This window comes from Azotobacter beijerinckii (assembly GCF_900110885.1).
Lineage (GTDB): Bacteria > Pseudomonadota > Gammaproteobacteria > Pseudomonadales > Pseudomonadaceae > Azotobacter > Azotobacter beijerinckii.
Map to the genome: position 1 here is coordinate 36,340 of NZ_FOFJ01000028.1, position 18,349 is coordinate 54,688.

Annotated in this window: 17 protein-coding genes, 1 tRNA gene and 2 pseudogenes; 4 read left to right on the top strand and 16 right to left on the bottom strand. The window is 63.0% G+C overall.

The features are described 5' to 3' along the window. Positions 1–34: 34 nt before the first annotated feature. The 6 genes from pheS to BMY22_RS14435 form a co-directional block, all read right to left on the bottom strand. A complete protein-coding gene (gene pheS / locus BMY22_RS14410; RefSeq protein ID WP_090623199.1) occupies positions 35–1,051 on the bottom strand; it encodes a phenylalanine--tRNA ligase subunit alpha in 1,017 nt (338 codons plus the stop codon). Between the two features lie 196 nt (positions 1,052–1,247). Next, positions 1,248–1,604 (bottom strand): 50S ribosomal protein L20, encoded by a 357-nt coding sequence (rplT, locus tag BMY22_RS14415; protein ID WP_090623200.1) that lies wholly within the window; start codon positions 1,602–1,604, stop codon positions 1,248–1,250. 31 nt (positions 1,605–1,635) lie between these two features. Then, complete coding sequence (gene rpmI / locus BMY22_RS14420; protein ID WP_039804765.1) at positions 1,636–1,830, bottom strand: 50S ribosomal protein L35; 195 nt, start codon at positions 1,828–1,830, stop codon at positions 1,636–1,638. Positions 1,831–1,892: 62 nt separating this feature from the next. Further along, a complete protein-coding gene (infC, locus tag BMY22_RS14425; RefSeq protein WP_170849397.1) occupies positions 1,893–2,444 on the bottom strand; it encodes a translation initiation factor IF-3 in 552 nt (183 codons plus the stop codon). After that, complete coding sequence (gene thrS / locus BMY22_RS14430; RefSeq protein ID WP_090623204.1) at positions 2,444–4,366, bottom strand: threonine--tRNA ligase; 1,923 nt, start codon at positions 4,364–4,366, stop codon at positions 2,444–2,446. The genes infC and thrS overlap by 1 nt, the downstream gene beginning before the upstream one ends. 224 nt (positions 4,367–4,590) lie before the next feature. Continuing rightward, positions 4,591–4,667, bottom strand: a tRNA-Val gene (locus BMY22_RS14435). Positions 4,668–4,841: 174 nt separating this feature from the next. Between BMY22_RS14435 and BMY22_RS14440 the strand changes: the two genes are divergently transcribed. Further along, positions 4,842–6,125, top strand: coding sequence for an NAD(P)/FAD-dependent oxidoreductase (locus BMY22_RS14440; protein ID WP_090623207.1), 1,284 nt, complete (start codon positions 4,842–4,844; stop codon positions 6,123–6,125). Between the two features lie 66 nt (positions 6,126–6,191). Here BMY22_RS14440 and BMY22_RS14445 read toward each other — a convergent pair. From BMY22_RS14445 to BMY22_RS14470, 6 genes and pseudogenes are all read right to left on the bottom strand, one after another. Beyond that, a pseudogene (locus BMY22_RS14445) lies at positions 6,192–6,722 on the bottom strand (PA2778 family cysteine peptidase); the annotation flags it as partial. 233 nt (positions 6,723–6,955) lie between these two features. Then, entirely contained in the window at positions 6,956–7,687 is a 732-nt protein-coding gene (gene chcB2 / locus BMY22_RS14450; RefSeq protein WP_090623208.1) for a cis-4-hydroxycyclohexanecarboxylate dehydrogenase, read from the bottom strand. An 85-nt stretch (positions 7,688–7,772) separates the two neighbouring features. Continuing rightward, positions 7,773–9,110 (bottom strand): MFS transporter, encoded by a 1,338-nt coding sequence (locus tag BMY22_RS14455; protein ID WP_090623211.1) that lies wholly within the window; start codon positions 9,108–9,110, stop codon positions 7,773–7,775. Positions 9,111–9,290: 180 nt separating this feature from the next. Continuing rightward, positions 9,291–9,617 (bottom strand): NIPSNAP family protein, encoded by a 327-nt coding sequence (locus BMY22_RS14460; protein ID WP_090623213.1) that lies wholly within the window; start codon positions 9,615–9,617, stop codon positions 9,291–9,293. Continuing rightward, positions 9,617–11,344: an FAD-dependent oxidoreductase gene (locus tag BMY22_RS14465; RefSeq protein WP_208599290.1), complete on the bottom strand. Its 1,728-nt coding sequence runs from the start codon at positions 11,342–11,344 to the stop codon at positions 9,617–9,619. Before BMY22_RS14465 ends, BMY22_RS14460 begins: the two co-directional genes overlap by 1 nt. 84 nt (positions 11,345–11,428) lie before the next feature. Further along, positions 11,429–12,262, bottom strand: coding sequence for an SDR family NAD(P)-dependent oxidoreductase (locus BMY22_RS14470; RefSeq protein WP_175559844.1), 834 nt, complete (start codon positions 12,260–12,262; stop codon positions 11,429–11,431). Positions 12,263–12,501: 239 nt separating this feature from the next. On the opposite strand from BMY22_RS14470, the gene BMY22_RS14475 reads away from it, so the two are divergent. Then, a complete protein-coding gene (locus BMY22_RS14475) occupies positions 12,502–13,386 on the top strand; it encodes a helix-turn-helix domain-containing protein (protein ID WP_090623219.1) in 885 nt (294 codons plus the stop codon). 674 nt (positions 13,387–14,060) lie between these two features. Continuing rightward, positions 14,061–14,864 carry a hypothetical protein gene (locus tag BMY22_RS14480; RefSeq protein ID WP_244158875.1) on the top strand — a complete coding sequence of 268 codons (804 nt, stop codon included), beginning with the start codon at positions 14,061–14,063 and terminating at the stop codon, positions 14,862–14,864. On the opposite strand, the gene BMY22_RS25375 is transcribed toward BMY22_RS14480, so the two are convergent. Then, the gene (locus tag BMY22_RS25375; protein ID WP_090623223.1) at positions 14,853–15,020 is read right to left on the bottom strand and encodes an integrase core domain-containing protein; all 168 of its coding nucleotides are present in this window, start codon (positions 15,018–15,020) and stop codon (positions 14,853–14,855) included. The two genes, BMY22_RS14480 and BMY22_RS25375, sit on opposite strands and share 12 nt — an antisense overlap. Positions 15,021–15,132: 112 nt before the next feature. Between BMY22_RS25375 and BMY22_RS24910 the strand changes: the two genes are divergently transcribed. Next, positions 15,133–15,846, top strand: a complete 714-nt coding sequence (locus BMY22_RS24910; RefSeq protein WP_244158876.1) for a nucleoside/nucleotide kinase family protein — start codon at positions 15,133–15,135, stop codon at positions 15,844–15,846. A gap of 161 nt (positions 15,847–16,007) precedes the next feature. Here BMY22_RS24910 and BMY22_RS14495 read toward each other — a convergent pair. The 3 genes and pseudogenes from BMY22_RS14495 to pcaH all read right to left on the bottom strand — a co-directional run. Further along, positions 16,008–16,262 (bottom strand): annotated as a pseudogene (locus BMY22_RS14495) (transposase); the annotation flags it as partial. Between the two features lie 644 nt (positions 16,263–16,906). Continuing rightward, complete coding sequence (gene pcaG / locus BMY22_RS14500) at positions 16,907–17,512, bottom strand: protocatechuate 3,4-dioxygenase subunit alpha (RefSeq protein ID WP_090622042.1); 606 nt, start codon at positions 17,510–17,512, stop codon at positions 16,907–16,909. Positions 17,513–17,529: 17 nt separating this feature from the next. After that, a complete protein-coding gene (gene pcaH / locus BMY22_RS14505) occupies positions 17,530–18,249 on the bottom strand; it encodes a protocatechuate 3,4-dioxygenase subunit beta (protein WP_090622044.1) in 720 nt (239 codons plus the stop codon). Positions 18,250–18,349: the final 100 nt, after the last annotated feature.

Genomic DNA, 18,349 nt, shown 5'->3' on the forward strand with positions numbered 1-18,349 from the left:
TGTTCTCCCAAAGAATTCGGTTACGGTTGCGGCCCTAGCGGAATTGCGCGAGGAAGCGCAGATCGTTGTCGAAGAACAGGCGCAGGTCGTTCACCCCGTAGCGCAGCATGGCCAGCCGCTCGATCCCCATACCGAAGGCAAAGCCCTGGTGCTTTTCCGGGTCGATGCCGGACATGCGCAGCACGTTCGGATGCACCATGCCGCAGCCCATCACCTCCAGCCAGCCGGTGTGCTTGCATACGCGGCAACCGTGACCGCCGCACATCACGCACTGCATATCGACCTCGGCGGAGGGCTCGGTGAAGGGGAAGAACGAGGGACGGAAACGTACGCCCAGCGGCTTCTCGAAGAACACCCGAAGGAACTCCTCGATGGTGCCCTTGAGGTCGGCGAAGCTGATGCCCTCGTCGATCAGCAGCCCCTCGAGCTGGTGAAACATCGGCGAGTGGGTGATATCCGAGTCGCAACGGTAGACCCGCCCCGGGCAGACGATACGGATCGGCGGCTGACGGCTTTCCATGGTGCGCACCTGGACCGGCGAGGTATGGGTACGCAGCAACATGTTGGCATTGAAGTAGAAGGTATCGTGCATCGCCCGCGCCGGGTGGTGGCCGGGGATGTTGAGGGCCTCGAAGTTGTGGTAGTCGTCCTCGACTTCCGGGCCCTCGGCGACGCTGTAGCCGATGTGGGTAAAGAACTGCTCGACGCGCTCGAGGGTACGGGTCACTGGATGCAGGCCGCCGGACGCCTGGCCGCGCCCTGGCAGGGTCACGTCGATGCGCTCGGCGGCCAGCCTGGCGGCCAGCGCGGCGGACTCGAGGTCGGCCTTGCGCGCATTGAGGGCATCCTGAACGCTGCTCTTGGCGGCATTGATCAGGGCGCCGGCCTTCGGGCGCTCCTCGGCCGAGAGCTTGCCCAGGGTCTGCATCAGCTGGGTCAGCTCGCCCTTCTTGCCGAGGTAGTGGACCCGGAGCTGCTCCAGGGCGTTGACGTCTTCGCTATGTTGCACGGCCTCGAGCGCTTGCGAGACCAGTGCATCCAGGTTTTCCATGTACAACCTCCAGGGGGCCTTGCAGAACTGTCCTGGCGTCCGCTTCGACCTTGTCGCACTCGGCAGGAGGTCTGCCAGGAACGCAACACTCAGTTTTGCAAAAACCCCTTCTCAGATACGAAATAGGGGAAGAGCACTGGGCTCTTCCCCTATCGGTGACGTTCGACACCGGGCGAACCCGGTGATTGTCGAGGAGTCAAGCCAGAGTGGCTTTGGCCTTCTCGACAATCGCGGCGAACGCCGCTTTTTCGTTCACAGCCAGATCGGACAGCACCTTGCGGTCGATCTCGATGGCCGCCTTCTTCAGGCCAGCGATCAGGCGGCTGTAAGACAGACCGTTCTGACGAGCACCGGCGTTGATACGGGCGATCCACAGGGCGCGGAACTGACGCTTGCGCTGACGGCGGTCACGGTAGGCGTACTGGCCGGCCTTGATCACCGCCTGCTTGGCAACGCGGAACACGCGGGAGCGCGCACCATAGTAGCCTTTGGCGAGTTTCAGGATTTTCTTGTGACGACGACGGGCGATGACGCCACGCTTAACACGAGCCATGAATAGTTACCTTCTGGAATCTTGACCGGGATTAACGAACGCGCAGCATGCGTTCGACTTTGGCGACGTCGGACGGATGCATCAGCGAGGTGCCGCGCAGCTGACGCTTACGCTTGGTCGTCATCTTGGTCAGGATGTGGCTCTTGAAAGCGTGCTTGTGCTTGAAGCCGTTCGCAGTCGGCTTGAAGCGCTTCTTGGCGCCGCTCTTGGTTTTCATCTTTGGCATGTTCGGATACTCCGCATTGAGTGATTACGCATAACCGCAAGGCCTGCCAGTGCCCTGGTGGGTTATTTTTTCTTTTTGGGGGCGATGACCATGATCAGCTGGCGTCCTTCCATCTTCGGATGCTGTTCGACGGCGCCGTATTCGGCGAGGTCGGTTTCGACCCGCTTCAACAGCTCCATGCCCAGCTCCTGGTGGGCCATCTCACGACCGCGGAATCGCAGGGATACCTTGGCCTTGTCCCCCTCGCTAAGGAAACGTACCAGGTTGCGTAGTTTTACCTGGTAATCCCCGTCTTCCGTCCCTGGACGAAACTTGATTTCTTTGATCTGAACCTGTTTCTGGTTCTTCTTCGCCGCCGCGACCTGCTTCTTTTTCTCGAACAGGTGCTTGCCGTAGTCCATGATCCGGCATACGGGCGGCACTGCGTCAGCGGAGATCTCCACCAAGTCCAGCTTGGCTTCTTCCGCTACGCGAAGCGCTTCATCAATCGAGACGATGCCAATCTGCTCACCGTCCACTCCAATTAACCGAACCTCGCGTGCCGAGATATTCTCGTTGATCGGAGCTTTCGGTTGAGCTTTTCTATCTTGTCTCATTTCACGCTTAATAATGATTACTCCAATTCTTGGCGACCACGCCGGGCAACCGCCTGCGCCAGCATCTCGCGGAACTCATCGATGGGCATCGAGCCCAGATCGACACCTTCGCGGGTGCGCACAGCCACGGCTCGCGTCTCAACTTCCCGATCTCCGATCACCAAGAGATAGGGAACCTTGAGCAAAGTATGCTCGCGAATTTTAAAACCGATCTTTTCGTTTCTCAAGTCGGACTTGGCACGAAAGCCGCTCTGGTTGAGCATCTTCTCGACTTCGAGAGCGAAGCTGGCCTGCTTGTCGGTGATATTCATGATCACCGCCTGGGTCGGTGCCAGCCAAGCCGGGAAAGCGCCTTCGTAGTGCTCGATGAGGATGCCGATGAAACGCTCGAAGGAACCCAGGATCGCCCGATGCAGCATCACCGGATGCTGGCGGTCGTTGTTCTCGCTGACATACTCGGCGCCGAGACGGACCGGCAGGTTGAAATCCAGCTGCAGGGTACCGCACTGCCAGACGCGTCCCAGACAGTCCTTCAGGGAAAACTCGATCTTCGGCCCGTAGAAGGCGCCCTCGCCCGGCTGCAGATCATAGGGCAGGCCGGCAGTCTCCAGTGCCGCGGCCAGCGCTCCCTCGGCACGATCCCACAGGTCGTCGGAGCCGACGCGCTTTTCCGGACGAGTGGAAAGCTTCAGCTGGATATCCTGGAAACCGAAGTCGGCATAGACCTGCTGGGTCAGCTTGATGAAGGCGGCCGACTCGGCCTGCATCTGCTCTTCGGTACAGAAGATGTGCGCATCGTCCTGGGTGAAACCGCGCACCCGCATGATGCCATGCAGCGCACCGGACGGCTCGTTGCGGTGACAAGCACCGAACTCGGCCAGACGCATCGGCAGCTCGCGGTAGCTCTTCAGACCCTGGTTGAACACCTGCACGTGGCACGGGCAGTTCATCGGCTTGATCGCGTAGTCGCGGCTTTCCGACTCGGTGGTGAACATGTTCTCGGCATAGTTCGCCCAGTGCCCGGACTTTTCCCACAGGCTGCGGTCGACCACCTGCGGCGTCTTGATCTCCAGGTAGCCGTTCTCCCGCTGCACGCCGCGCATGTACTGCTCAAGCACCTGATAGACGGTCCAGCCATTGGGATGCCAGAACACCATGCCCGGCGCCTCTTCCTGGGCGTGGAAGAGATCGAGGCGCTTGCCGATCTTGCGGTGATCGCGCTTCTCCGCTTCCTCGATGCGCTGGATATAGGCCGCCAGCTGCTTTTTGTCCGCCCAGGCAGTGCCATAGACGCGCTGCAGCTGCTCGTTCTTGGCATCGCCGCGCCAATAGGCACCGGACAGTTTGGTCAGCTTGAAGGCCTTGAGGAAACGGGTATTCGGCACGTGCGGACCGCGGCACATGTCGACGTATTCCTCATGGTAGTAGAGGCCCATCGCCCGCTCGCCGGGCATGTCGTCGACCAGGCGCACCTTGTACTCCTCGCCGCGAGACCTGAACACCTCGATCACCTGCTCGCGCGGGGTCATCTTCTTGACGACGTCGTAGTCCTTATCGATCAGCTCGCGCATGCGCGCTTCGATGGCCGCCATGTCGTCCGGCGTGAAAGGGCGCTCGTAGGCGATGTCGTAGTAGAAGCCTTCCTCGATGACCGGACCGATCACCATCTTCGCCGTCGGATAGAGCTGCTTGACCGCATGACCGATCAGGTGCGCGCAGGAGTGGCGAATGATCTCGACCCCCTCCTCGTCCTTCGGCGTGATGATCTGCAGGGCCGCATCGCGATCAATTAGATCGCAGGCATCGACCAGCTTGCCGTCGACCTTGCCGGCCACGGTGGCCTTGGCCAGGCCGGCGCCGATGGACTGAGCGACCTCGGCGACCGAAACCGGATGATCGAACGTGCGCTGACTGCCGTCGGGAAGAGTGATGGTGGGCATGGCGCCTCCTCTCCTAGTGGTGACCCCTACCAAAGGCCACATGGGTTGGGATGAGCCAGTAAAGCGGTCCGCCGGATATACCTGCCCCACGGTGGCAGGAGCCCTGAGGCCCGACCCGGACGAAGCGGAGTCACTGGAGGTAAAGATGCGGGATGCTTTCAGAAAGCCGCGCCACTGACAAGCGCCCCATAAAAAAAGGGTCGCCGTAGCGACCCTTTTTGATTTGGTAGGCACAATTGGACTCGAACCAACGACCCCCACCATGTCAAGGTGGTGCTCTAACCAACTGAGCTATGTGCCTGTCGATGGCCGCGCATTTTACGGACTTGCACCGGCCTGTCAACACATTTCTCTGCTAACCGACTGAAAAAGATGATTTTTCCAATCCAGACCGGATTCCCGGCGCGCTAGCCGGGGAAAATCCGCTCCGGTAGCATCGATCCGACGTCGAATATCCGGAACAGGAAGCCGCAAGATGGCGCACACCGACTACCCTCTCTCCTACTACGCCGCCTCGGCCAATCCCACGCCCGCGCGCCCGGAACTCGTCGGCGAAGTCGAAACCGACGTGTGCATCGTCGGCGCAGGCTACACCGGGCTGTCCACCGCCCTGTTCCTGCTGGAAAACGGCTTTCGCGTCGTCCTGCTGGAAGCGGCCAAGGTCGGCTTCGGCGCATCAGGCCGCAACGGCGGGCAGATCGTCAACAGCTACAGTCGCGACATCGACGTGATCGAACGCAGCCTCCCCGCCGAACAGGCCCGCCGGATCGGCGAGATGGCCTTCGAGGGCGGACGCATCCTGCGCGAACTCGTCACCCGCCACGGCATCCGCTGCGACCTGAAGGACGGCGGCGTGTTCGCCGCCTTCACCCCCAGACAGATGGCCCATCTGGAGGGGCAGAAGAAGCTCTGGGAGCGCTACGGGCATAGCCAACTGGAACTGCTGGATGCCCAACGCATCCGCGAGGTGGTGGACAGCCGGCAGTATGTCGGTGGCCTGCTGGACAGGAGCGGCGGGCACATCCATCCGCTCAACCTGGCCCTCGGCGAGGCCGCCGCCGTGGAAGCCCTGGGTGGGACGATCCACGAACAGTCGCCCGCCGTGCGCATCGAGCGCGGCGCCGATCCGCTGGTGCACACCCCGCAGGGGCGGGTTCGGGCGAAGTTCGTCGTGCTGGCCGGCAATGCCTATCTGGGCGACCTGGTTCCGGAGCTGGCGGCCAAGTCGATGCCCTGCGGCACTCAAGTGATCGCCACCGAGCCCCTGGGCGAGGAGCTGGCCGCCAGCCTGCTGCCCCAGGACTACTGCGTCGAGGACTGCAACTACCTGCTCGACTACTACCGGCTCTCCGCCGACCGGCGGCTCATCTACGGCGGCGGCGTGATCTACGGCGCCCGCGATCCCCGGGACATCGCGGGCATCATCCGGCCGAAGATGCTCAGAACCTTCCCGCAGCTGAAGAAGGTGAAGATCGACTACGCCTGGACCGGCAACTTCCTCCTCACCCTGTCGCGCCTGCCGCAGGTCGGGCGGATCGGCGACAACCTCTACTACTCCCAGGGCTGCAGCGGCCACGGCGTCACCTACACCCATCTGGCCGGCCGGCTGCTCGCCGAGGCCCTGCGCGGCCAGGCCGAGCGCTTCGACGCCTTCGCCGCACTACCCCACTACCCCTTCCCCGGCGGCCGCCTGCTACGCGTACCCTTCACCGCCCTCGGCGCTTGGTACTACACGCTGCGGGACCGGCTAGGCGTCTGAACAAGATGACGGGCAAACTGGCACCGGCACACCGCTGCGGGCCTGGCGGGGTCAGAGGCGCGTCTGTGCCGTCGCCGGCAGCCGGTTGGCGGACAGCGTCAGCACCGCCCAGCGCCCGCCCTTCGCCCAGCCCCGGTCGAAGGCGGCGAAATCGGTCGTCAGCCGGCGCGTGGTCCCCGAACGCAGGATGAGCTGCCGCTCGCGCCGGTCGTACCCCACCACCACAGCGAAACGCCAGTCCGACCACCAACCGCGGGAGAGGTTCTGCAGCACCAGCACCGGGTTGCCCGCCGCCACCTCGCTCAGCACGCTCTCCAGCCGCGGCGCCAGGGGCTGGACCAGCATTCCGTGACGGCGCGCGGCGGCCACCATCGCCTCCTGCCGGCTCTCTCCCTTGCCTCCGGACGAAAGCACCTGATCCTTGAGCAGCCCCGGCGAGGTGTCCAGACCGCGCTGGTTGAGCATGCTCGCCAGCGCAGCCGGCCCGCCCTGGTAGTCCTCCTGCGGATAGAAAGGCACGCCGACCAGCTCGACCCGCTCGGGCAGGCGCTCGGTTTCCGGCGGCAACACCGGAGCGCGCGCGCAGGCGGCGAGCAGGGCGAACAGTCCGAGGAGGCCGATCGCTCGCAGGCGACGAGTCACCGGTCGTCGAACTGGGCCATGGGCACCGGGGCGAACGGAAGCCGTTGCGATTCGGTTGAACTGCCGGCCGCGCACCGTATCGGGGTCAAGGTGAACAGGGGAGGAGACTCCGTGCATTTGATGTCAGCCCGTATTGGTGCAAAGGACTGTCATTCTAGACGGAACTCCCCTCTTCAGTTCCGGCCCCGTCAGATCGCCGTATAGCCACCGTCAGCCTGGAAGCAGGCGCCGGTCACGATCGAGGCCCGATCACTGGCCAGGAAGGCGACCACCTGGGCGATCTCCAGCGGCTGGGCCAGGCGGCCGACCGGCTGTCTGGCCAGAATCGCGTCCCGGGTCGCCTGCGGCAGCCGGGCAAGCAATGGCGTGTCGACATAGCCCGGCGATACGCTGTTGGCACGGACGCCCTGGCGGGCATAAGTCAGGGCAACCGAGCGGGTGAAGTTGACCACCGCGGCCTTGGCCGCCGAATAGGCCGTGCTGTTCTCCTGGCCCACGTGCGCCAGGATCGAGGCCATGTTGACGATGGAGCCGCCGCCCCCCGCGAGCATGTGTACGGCAGCATGCTTGTTGCACAGGGCGACCCCGGTCAGGTCGATGTCGATCACCCGCTGCCAGTCCGCGAGGTCGAGCCGGTGAACCGGCGCCTTCTGCTCCGGGATTCCCGCGTTGGCGACCAGAATGTCCAACCGGCCGAAAGCATCCAGCGCCGTCTGCATCAGGGCCGCGACGCTCGCCTCGCAGGTCACGTCGCTGCGCATGAAGATCGCCGCATCGCCAAGCTCGGCGGCCAGCGCCGCCGCCGACGCGTCGATATCGCCGATCACCACCCGGGCGCCCTCGGCCACGAACAGCCGGACAATCGCCTCGCCGATCCCGGAACCGCCGCCGGTAACGACGGCAACCTTCCCCTCCAGCATCGATGAATCTCCTCTTGGAACATGAAAGAAACGCCCCCAGCCCTGAACGGAGCCGCACCCGCCGCGCAGGCGCGGTCCGGGTGTTTCAGGCGGCCTGCAGCTGCGGCGCGGCGCGCCGCTCCAGGCCCTTGGCGGCCAGGGCCAGCCCGGAGAGCACGGCGGGAATCGCCAGCAGGGCGAACACCTGGCCGAGCGGCAGCCCCATGGCGATCATCTGGCCGCCAGCGAAGGCACTGAGGATGGCGCCGAAACGGCCGATGCCACTCATCCAGCAGGCTCCGGTGGCGCGCGCCTCGGTGGGATAGAAACAGGTAGCCATGGCGTTCATGCCGACGCTGCCGCCGTTCAGGCAGAAGCCCACCGCGCAGGCGATGGCGCCGAGCAGGAGCAGATCGTGGGTCGCCTGGCCGATCGCACCGATGGCCAGCGCCGCCACCAGCATGGTCACGAGCAGCACCCCGTGCGGCCGGAAACGATCCATCGCCCAGCCGACGCAGAGCGCGCCGAGCGGCCCGCCGACCTGGAACAGGGACGTGACGATGGCTGCCTCGGAGACGCTGTAGCCGCCCGACTTGACCAGGGTCGGCAACCAGCTGCTGAACAGGTAGACCAGGAACAGTGCGGTGAAATAGCCGACCCAGAGCATCAGGGTGCCGAACCGGTAGTGAGCGGACAGCACCAGCCGCGCGCCACCCTCGCCCTGCACGGCACGCGGCAGCACGAAGTCCGTGCGGCTATCGCTGACCCCCGGGGCAATCCGCTCGACGATCCGCCGGATGCTTTCCCGCGGTGCCCGCCGGCTGACCAGAAAGCTCAGCGACTCCGGCATCTTCCAGATCAGTAGCGGCGCCACCAGGATCGGCAGCACCCCGCCCATGATCAGCACGCTCTGCCAGCCGAGGTGGGGAATCATCCAGGCGGACAGGAAGCCGCCGCCGGCTGCGCCGAAGGAAAAGCCGCAGAAAGCCACGGTGACCAGGAAGGCGCGCTTGCGCTCCGGGGCGAACTCCGCGGTCAGGGTGGCGGCGTTGGGCATGGCGGCGCCGAGGCCGAGGCCGGTGAGGAAGCGGAAGGCCACCAGTTGAGTGACATCGCTGGAGAAGGCCGTGACCAGGGTCCAGAGGCCGAAGAACAGCACACTGGAAACCAGCACGATCTTGCGCCCGTAGCGGTCGGCCAGCGGACCGGCGACCAGCGCGCCGACCGCCAGGCCGACCAGCGCGGCGCTCAGCACCGGGCCGAGCGCCTGCGGCGTCACCCCCCAGTCCTCGCGCAGCTGGGGCGCGATCAGCCCCATCACCGCCACGTCGAAGCCGTCCAGGGCGATGATGACGAAGCAGAAGAACACCACCAGTTTCTGGAAGCCGCCGAAGGGGCGGTCGTTGATCAGTTCACGCACATCCATGGTTTTTATTGCGCTCACTTGAAGTCACCTCGAGCCTTGGGGCTCAGTTTTTATTGTCGAAGGCGAGTCTTGGCTGGCAGAGGGCGAACGGTCTTTCTCCGGGCATGGGGCTGCGCACGCACTGCCGGACGCGCGCAACCGGTAGGTTTTCGGATGAGGCGGCGCCGGCAAGGCAACCGGCGACGCCAGGGCTCTCGTCTACTGCAGGCTCTTGAACTGCACCGGCCGGATGATCCGCGTCTCCTGGGCGATCACCAGGTGCGCCGAAGCCTGCAGGTATTCTCGAAATTCCGGGTCGCCGTCGCGGGCCAGGGCGCGCTTCTCGAAGTCGTCCAGGCTGTCGTAGCCCCAGAGGTGCACCACCTGGTTCAGCGGCCCGATGCAGCTGGTGTAGAAGGCCAGCGGCCTGCCCAGGTGGCGCAGCAGCACCGGCATCGCCAGGCGGTCGAAGACCTCGAGAAACTCGGCCATGCCGCGCGGCTTGATGGTGTAGATGCGGTGGTCGACGATTGGCTTGTGGTTCATCACACGGCCTCCCGGTAGCGGGTCGCGGGTTGCAGCGCCTCGGCGCGGGCCAGATGGCGGCCGGTGAGGTAGCCGAAGGTCATGATCGGGCCGAGGGTGATGCCGGCGCCCGGATAGTTGCCGCCCATGACGCTGGCGCGGTCGTTGCCCACCGCGTACAGGCCGGGGATGGCCGCGCCGCCCTCGCCCAGCACCTCGCCCTCGAGGCTGGTGCGCAGACCGTCGAAGGTGCCGAGATCGCCCATGATCACCTTCACCGCGTAGTACGGCCCCTTGCCGATCGGCGCCACGCACGGGTTGGGCCTGTGCTCCGGGTCGGCCAGGTAACGGTTGAACGCGGTGGTGCCGCGGCCGAACTCGTTGTCCACCCCGCGCTCGGCGCCGAGGTTGTACTGGCGCACCGTCTCCTCCAGCCCGCGGGGATCGATGCCGGCCTGACGCGCCAGTTCGGCGAGGGTCGCCCCCTTGAGCAGATAGCCGCTACGAATCAATGGCCGCAGCGGCATCGGCGACGGCTTGGCATAGCCCAGGCCGTACTTGCCGATGGCGGTGCGGTCGCAGATCAGCCACATGGCGGTTTCGCGCTGCCCCTCGCAGGCCTGGATCAGCGCGGCGCCGACGTCGTGGTAGGACTCCGACTCGTTGGTGAAGCGCCGGCCGTCGCGCAGCACGCCGATCACGCCCGGCTTGTAGCGGTCGAGCAGGTGCGGGAAGACCCCGTGGCGGCCCTTGCTCAGCGGCACCCGGGAGACCGGCATCCAGGCCGCGGCCTCGGGGAAGCGCAGCTCCAGCTTGCCGCCGACGGACTCGGCCAGGTAGGCACCGTCGCCGGTATTGCCGGCCGGCACCGGCGAGAGGTGCTCGCCGCCGCGGCGCAGGTGCGGATAGGCCTGGTGGATACGTGCCAGATCATGGGAGAAGCCGCCGCTGGCCAGTACCACGCCGCGCCGCGCCTCGATCCGCTGTGTGCCCTGCGGTCCGCGGACCAGGGCGCCGATCACCCGGCCATTCTCCAGCAGCAGCTCGCTGGCAGGGGTACGGGTGTGGATCGGGATGCTCAGATCCAGCGCCGACTGGGCCAGGCGCGCGGCCAGGGCGTTGCCGCTGGTCACGTTGATGCCGCGACGGTACAGGGCCAGCTCCTTGAGATGGGTGGCCAGGCGCTTGGTCACGTAGACGAACGAGGTCAGCGACCGGGTGGCGTTGAAGAAGTGCTTCAGGTCGGCGTTAGACGAGTTGAACATCATGCCGATGAAGGTGATGGTCTCCAGCGGCGGACGCAGGCGCGCCATGTCCTTGCCGAGCCGACGGATGTCGTAGGGCGCCGCCAGCACCGAACGGCCGATATCGACGCCGCCGGGCAGCGTCGGGTGGTAGTCCGGGTAAAGGGTCGGGACGAACTTGACCTCGGTCTCGCGCTCGAAGAACTCGAGCATTTCCGGGCCGTGTTCGAGCAGGGCATCCACCGCCCGGTCGTCGAAGAAGGCCCCGGCCTCGTTCTGCAGGTAGGTGCGCGCCGCCTCGCGACTATCGCGCACACCGGAGGCCCTGGCCAGGTGGTTGCCGGGAATCCACAGCACGCCGCCGGAAAAGGCCGTGGTGCCGCCGAAATGCTCCTCCTTCTCCACCACGACCACATCCAGGCCGTGCTTCTTCGCGGTGATGGCGGTCGACAGGCCGCCGGCTCCCGAGCCGACGACCAGCACGTCGCACTGGAGGGTGGGGATTTGGGTTTGCACAGTCATGAGCAGTCTCCTTGCCGGACAGGCAGGGGCGCGGGCAGCGGCGCACGCCGATAAGGGTGGCGGGGTTCAGCCCTGGCGGGCGGTCGCGGGGGATTCGAAGCCGGGACGCGGGATCAGTGCCATCAGCATGCTTTCCAGGCCGCCGTCGACGGTCAGCTCGGCACCGTTGATGTAGTCGGCGCGCGGGCTGGCGAGGAACAGCACGGCGTCGGCGATGTCGCTGGGCTCGCCGATCCGCCCGTTGGCGGTCATCGCACAGCGCTGGCGCTCGATCTGCGGGTCGGCATAGAAGGCGGCGGACAGGGGCGTGCGGATCAGCCCCGGACAGACGGCGTTGCTGCGCACACCGCGCGGCCCCCACTCGCTGGCGATCTGCCGGGAGAGCATGCTCACCCCGGCCTTGGCCGCGCTGTAGGCGCCGCTCCAGGTCTGCGGCGAATGCGCGGCGATCGAGGCGATGTGCACGATGCGCCCGCAGCGGCGGGCCAGCATCGAGCGGCCGAACGCCTGGGAACAGAGCAGGTAGCCGTTCAGGTTGACCGACAGCACCTGGTTCCACTTTTCCAAAGTGATCTCTTCGATGCCGCCGGGCTGCAGCACGCTGGCATTGTTGACCAGCACGTCGCAGTGGCCGAAGCGGCTTTCCACCTGGGCGGCCGCCTGCTGCACGCTCGCCGGGTCGGCGATGTCGCAGGCGATGGCCTGGACGGGTTCGGCGGCACGGGCGGACAGTTGCTCGGCAAGGTGCGCGCAGCCGGCCGCATCGCGATCCAGCAGCACCACCCGGGCGCCCTGCCCGACCAGCGCGGCGGCGATTTCGCGGCCGATGCCGCCGGCCGCTCCGGTGACCACACAGACGGCCGAGTCGAGTCCCAGCCAGTTGTCGTTGTTGTTGTTCATGACCATCTCCGGCACTCACGCAGGGCGGCGCGCCGTGGCGCCGCGTTTTATTGTTGTTGGCGCGTCGAGCCTGCTGGCTCTGCACGTGAGGCGGATGTTAGGAGGACGCGGCGGCGTTCCAGAATGGACGAAATCGACAACCACCCCGACATTTGCGGCAAAAGTCCACAGCCGGTGAACGGCGAATTGACCCGCCCGGCCGCTTCGGGCTAATCAGGGAGGGCAAGGAGTCCACAACAATGAGCAAGATCCCCAGCTACACCCTCTATGGCGAGGCCCCCCAGCCGATCTGGCACGAATCCCTGCATGTGGAAACCATCTCCAACCGCTCCGGCGCCCACGACTGGTCGATCGAGCCACACCGCCACGACAGCCTGCTGCAGATCCTCTACCTGCAGCAGGGCAGCGGTCAGGTGCTCTGCGACAGCGTCCGCCTGGCGGCCCGCGCGCCCTGCATCATCCATATCCCGGCGCAGAGCGTGCACGGCTTCGACTGGCAGGGCCCGGTGGAGGGCAAGGTGATCACCGCTCTGCAGCAGCCGCTGGAATCGGTCGCCGAGGTCCTCTCCCCCGGCCTGCTGCCGCTCTTGCGCAGCCGCCAGGTGATCGAGCTGCCACGCTGGAGAGCGGCGGAGGACCCGCTGCAGCCCCTGTTCGCCGCCTTGGAAGAGGAGTACCTCGCCCGCGGACGAGAACATCCGGCCTGCAGCACCGCCCTGCTCCTGGCGCTAATCGTCAACATCTTCCGCCTCGGCGAGTCGGCCGAAGCCTCTCCGGGGCAGACGCACGGCCGGCGCAGCCAGCAGGTCCGGCAGTTCCGCGAGCAGGTGGAGATTCATTTTCGCAGCCACCGGCCGGTCAGCGACTACGCCGACCTACTCGGCATGACCCTGGCGACCCTCGGCCGCCTCTGCCAGGAGCAGTTGGGCATGACCCCGCTGACGGTGATCAACGCTCGCCTGCTGCTCGAGGCCAAGCGCGAGCTGGCCTACTCCGGTCGCAGCATCAAGGAGATCGCCCACGAGCTGGGCTTCTCCGACGAGGGCTATTTCAGCCGCTTCTTCCGCCGCCACACCCGCCTGACGCCCAGCGAATTCCGCAGCCAGGCACGACGGGAACATTAGGCTCCGCTGGCGTAAGCCCGGTACCGATAAGACCGGGCTTTGCCATGCGCGACGGTGGCCGGCACGACAAAGCGCTCGCGTCGGACCGGCTTGCGCTTGCCGGCAGGTCGGCATCGGTGAAGGACGGCTGCTTCATCGAACAACTCGCAGGGCGGGACAGGCGTATTTCAACAGATCCGGAAAGTCTTCTTCGGGGTTTCACTAAAAAATTACTAATTTTTAATAAAAATTTACATTAAGCTGACTATGATTGAAAGTAATCATGAGATAATCTTTTGTAAAGCTTTACCACTCTAACGGAATAAGTATCAAGCATACTAGAGAACAAATCAAAGCCGGTAAAGTCAAATTCACCAACTTTAATTGGTGATCATATTTTGCCAGCACTGAAGCTATAGAAAAAGGCCAAGGTTATTCTGGAGGCACGCCATCAAGCATCCACTGCTCAGCCAACTCAACATCTCTCGACCGAGAAAACTTATCGCCACCTGCAGGTACGGCGGTCAGGATTTTGGCATCGTGGACCACTTGATCCATAAACCTCGAATATCTGCCGAAAAAGTTACCAGGTCAAATCATTCCTATTTCAAGCAGACAGGCAGCGCTCCCTAATGTCGTGCTCTTCTTTTTCTCTTGAGTCCCCAAAAGCCACCCAAGCTCAGCTTGCGGCTTTAATGCAAAACATCCTGGATGATGATGATATCGATCTGGAGGCCTATTGCCCAACAAAGCCCGTGCCTGAGTTTACAGCGGCAGAATTGGCTGACTGTTACCGTCTAGCCTGGCAGCTTCTGGCCTCCGGCGTGAGTGCGTCTTCTGCCCGCCGCCTTGTTGCTAGCATCGCCATTCGCTGCTCGGCCACTCCCGAACAGGCCACCAGCTTCAAGCTCATACGCGCACGCTTCAAGCATATGCGTTTTGCCTGCACTAACTGTAGCGAGCAACACTCCTACCCGGAAATGCTTCATTCCACTACCCGGCTCATGGGCGACTTCCAGGACGCCTTCAAGCACGGCCGAAGGATTCGAACGCTCAAGCTGGGCATCAAGCTTTGGTACCGGCTTCAGACTGGTTTCTTCGAGGCTTTGCGTAAGAACATTGCGGATGCTCAGACCTCTACCATCGAAAGCTTCCAGCGCTATCTTGCGGCAGAAAACCAGCATCTCGCCGATGCTACGCAAGAAGGGGCATATCTTACGGCCCGGCAGTTTCATGACCTACGTAAAATCATAAGTCGCCGCACAGCGTTGAATGATACGCGCCGCGCGCTCTATCCCTCTCCCGAGCTTGATGCCCTTTCTTTCTACCTGGCCACCATAAATGGCCTCATGGGAGACATGCATGACGACCTCGTTCTGAAACGAATCCGGAATGAGCTCGACTATGATAAACAGTTATTCAAGTTGCCAGATGAAATTGCCAGCAGGATTCGGACTTTTGTAATGACCCAGCGAAATCCGCACAAGTTATGCGTCTAAAGCACAGGCCTCGGCCGGCGCTCTCGTACTCAGCGCCCGATGCGGTCGCTGGCGGTTGTAGAACCGGACCCAATCGCCGATCATCACCCGACCGGTATGTTGCAGGCGCTCGAAACGCTGCCGGCGGGTGCACTGCTCCTTCCGCGTGCGACTCATTGAGTCTCGCTGCCAGCAGCCAGACTAAACTCCACTCATACCAGACCGCACCGTACTCGCTTTCGGTAGGTGCTGCCACGAAATACATCGCTGGGCGATGAGGTATCTATAATTGGCGAGCTATAAAAGTATGCATTTTCGTAGAATACCGGGGCGAAAGGCTCCGATCATTGCAATCGTCGGCTCGGATGGCAGCGGAAAAACGACCGTAAGCCACGAAATATTGCGCTTCATGTCATCTTATCGCCCTACGACCCTGTGTCATCTAGGCAAACAGACGGGCAACCTGCGAAGAGCGATGCGCCAACATTCTCTAGGAAAGAAGGTTGATAGCCGCATCAGAAAAGCGGGAGTATCCGCACGACAAAATGGCATATCTTTTCCGGTCGCGTTGGTCATGTTCATAGCGTCCATGAGACGTGTGCTCCGATTCACGAAAATGTTTTTCTTTCATTGCATGGGGCGCGCGATTCTAACAGATCGTTACCCGCAAATAGCCGAGCCCGGAGCTATGGACGGCCCACTTTTAACCGGCCGGCAGCTTGCGGACGTCGGAGCAAAGATGCTTATGCATCTGGAGTTCTGGCTTTACAGGAAGATGACGGCACTTCGTCCCGATGTTGTGCTGCGACTGAATGTCGATCTTGAAACGGCAGCCAGACGCAAACCTGACCACCGAATTTCCTCTCTAGAGAAAAAAATCCAGGTCGTACCCAAGTTATCTTTCAACGGGGCCCCCATCATTGACCTTGACTCAAGAGAACCTCTGGAGAAAGTTCTAGAACAGTCACGAGAGGTTGTCGGGGCCATCATGGATTGCTATTGACATAGCATTAAGGTAGGCCTGAAAAAGCCACGCCATTTCCTGCCTCCCTGCCTAATTGCTCAAAAAACGGCAGCTCTGCGGAAGTTCAGGCCAATACCGCTCTGCAAATCCATGATTTTGCCCTTGAGGAGTGCCTTGCAGGGGAGACTCCCCACATACGGACGCGCCTCTCCTGCCACCAGCAGATGCTTTCGCGCCATCCACAAGCTCGACAGGGCGAACAGCGTCACCCGCTAAGCCCTGTTCTTCGCCAAACCGCGAAAGCGCGCCTTGACGTAACCGAACGGGCGCTTGATCGCTCGGAACGGGTGCTCGACTCTGGCCCGTACTTGCGCCTTGGCCTTCTCGATCCGGCATTTGACTCGGTACAGGACGCCGCCCTTGCCATGTTTTCGGTAGGTGCTGCGGCGAGCCGCGCTCGGCATCGGTGAAGGACGACGGCTTCAGCGGACAACTCGCAGGGCGGGATGGGCGTATTTCAACAGACCCGGAAAATTCTGTTCAGGATTTCCTTTGGCTCATCCACTTCGAATAACGCAATCGCCATAGAACAAAGCAAGGCTCTTTGGCGTAGCAGCACCCCATTATTGGCCATTGAACAAAACAGCCTGCCCCCTCAAAGCCAAACGGGAAACCCCCACTCACACTGCAGCTCCCCACGCAAAACAAAAAATCCTTGAGTGGCTATATTTCATTATTTATCAATCAGTTACTGCTATTTCACGGCAGTCGTCACAACCAACTCATATATCAAGGCGAACAACGAAAAACAGAAGCCGCCCGATAAAAAAAGTCCTCCAAGAAGGAGGACATCAAGTGGGCAACAAGCCTCTCAATTCAACCACACTCGAGCGATAAGCGCTCGCCAAACTTACCATCTTGCATATCGTACAAGTCGGTTCCGTTCGATATCCGCACGAGCCGACCACACTATCAGTCTACTTTTATCGGCATGCGCGCGAAGTTCGCCAAAGCGAACTACAAGTAGAGGCCGTTATTCGCCAGTCGTTGTGCAAAGTGCCGGCGCACCGCTTGCGCGGGCGCCGGTCGGTGCATGACCTCAGAAGTCAAAGAACACCGTTTCCCCTTCGCCCTGGATGCGGATGTCGAAGCGGTAGGCGGTCTTGCCGTCCACTTCGCAGCGCTTGGCGATCAGGGTCTTGCGACGCTCCGGCTGCTCGATCAGGTTCAGCACCGGATCGACGGCATTGGCTTCGACTTCGTCGTCGAAGTAGAGGCGGGTCTGCAGCTGGATGTTGATGCCGCGGGCGAACAGCGACACGCTGATGTGCGGCGCCATCGGTTTGCCGGTGGCGTTCTTCACCACGCCCGGCTTGACGGTCTTCACCGTCCACTCGCCGGCATCGAAGGTGGTCGCGGTGCGGGCGAAGCCGTTGAAGGACTTCTCCAGGTCGTAGGCGGTGTCGTAGACGCCTTCGTGGTTGGCCTGCCAGAGCTCCAGGTAGGAGTCGCGGACCAGGTGGCCGTTACCGTCCAGGACCTTGCCGATCAGGACGATGTGCTCGCCCGGCGCACCCTCCTTGGCCATTTCGTTCCAGATTTCCTGTTCGCGGGTCGGGTTGCCGGCGGCGGCGCCGGCCAGGCCGATGTGCACGTAGGGACCAGCGGTCTGCGAGGGGGTTTCCGGCAGCAGTTCGTATTTCATGGTCGGCTCCTTCTCACTCACTGATTTTCGAAACAGGTCTGGCGCTGGCCACGCAGCACGATGTTGAAACGGTACGCCAGGCAGTCCATGGGCACGTTGCTGCTCAGGTCCAGGCGGCCGATCAGGGTCTCGATGGCGTCCGGGTTGGCGATGGTGCGGACGATCGGGCACTTCGGAATCAGCGGGTCGCCCTCGAAGTACATCTGGGTGATCAGTTTGGTGGAGATCGACGGGCCGCTGATCGACACGTGGATGTGCGACGGACGCCACTCGTTCGGGCCGTTGCGCCACGGGTAGGGACCGGGCTTGACGGTGCGGAAGTAGTAGTAGCCGTTCGCGTCGGTCAGGGTACGGCCGACCCCGCCGAAGTTGGGGTCCAGCGGCGCCAGGTAGCTGTCGTTCTTGTGACGGTAGCGGCCGCCGGCGTTGGCCTGCCACATTTCCACCAGGGTATGCGGAACCGGATTGCCGTACTGGTCGATCACCCGACCGCACATGATGACGCGCTCGCCGACCGGCAGACCGCCGTGGTTGAAGTTGAGCAGCAGGTCGTTGTCGTACTTGCCCATCTTCAGATGGGTGAAGTCCGGACCGGTGGTCTCCGAGAGGGACTGCGGAATGCTGACCAGGGCCTGGCTCGGCGAGCGGGCGATGGTGGTCTTGTAATCCGGGGTATAACCTTTCGGCTGCCAATTCCGGTCACGGGCGACGAAACGGCGGGTATCGAGCTCGGACATCTCAGGCTCCTTGTTCTTGGGATTGTGGAGTCGCTAGAACCGCAAGGCGGCTACGCGAGACGAAGTGTCACACCCGGGAGCCTGGATGGAAATTGAAAAG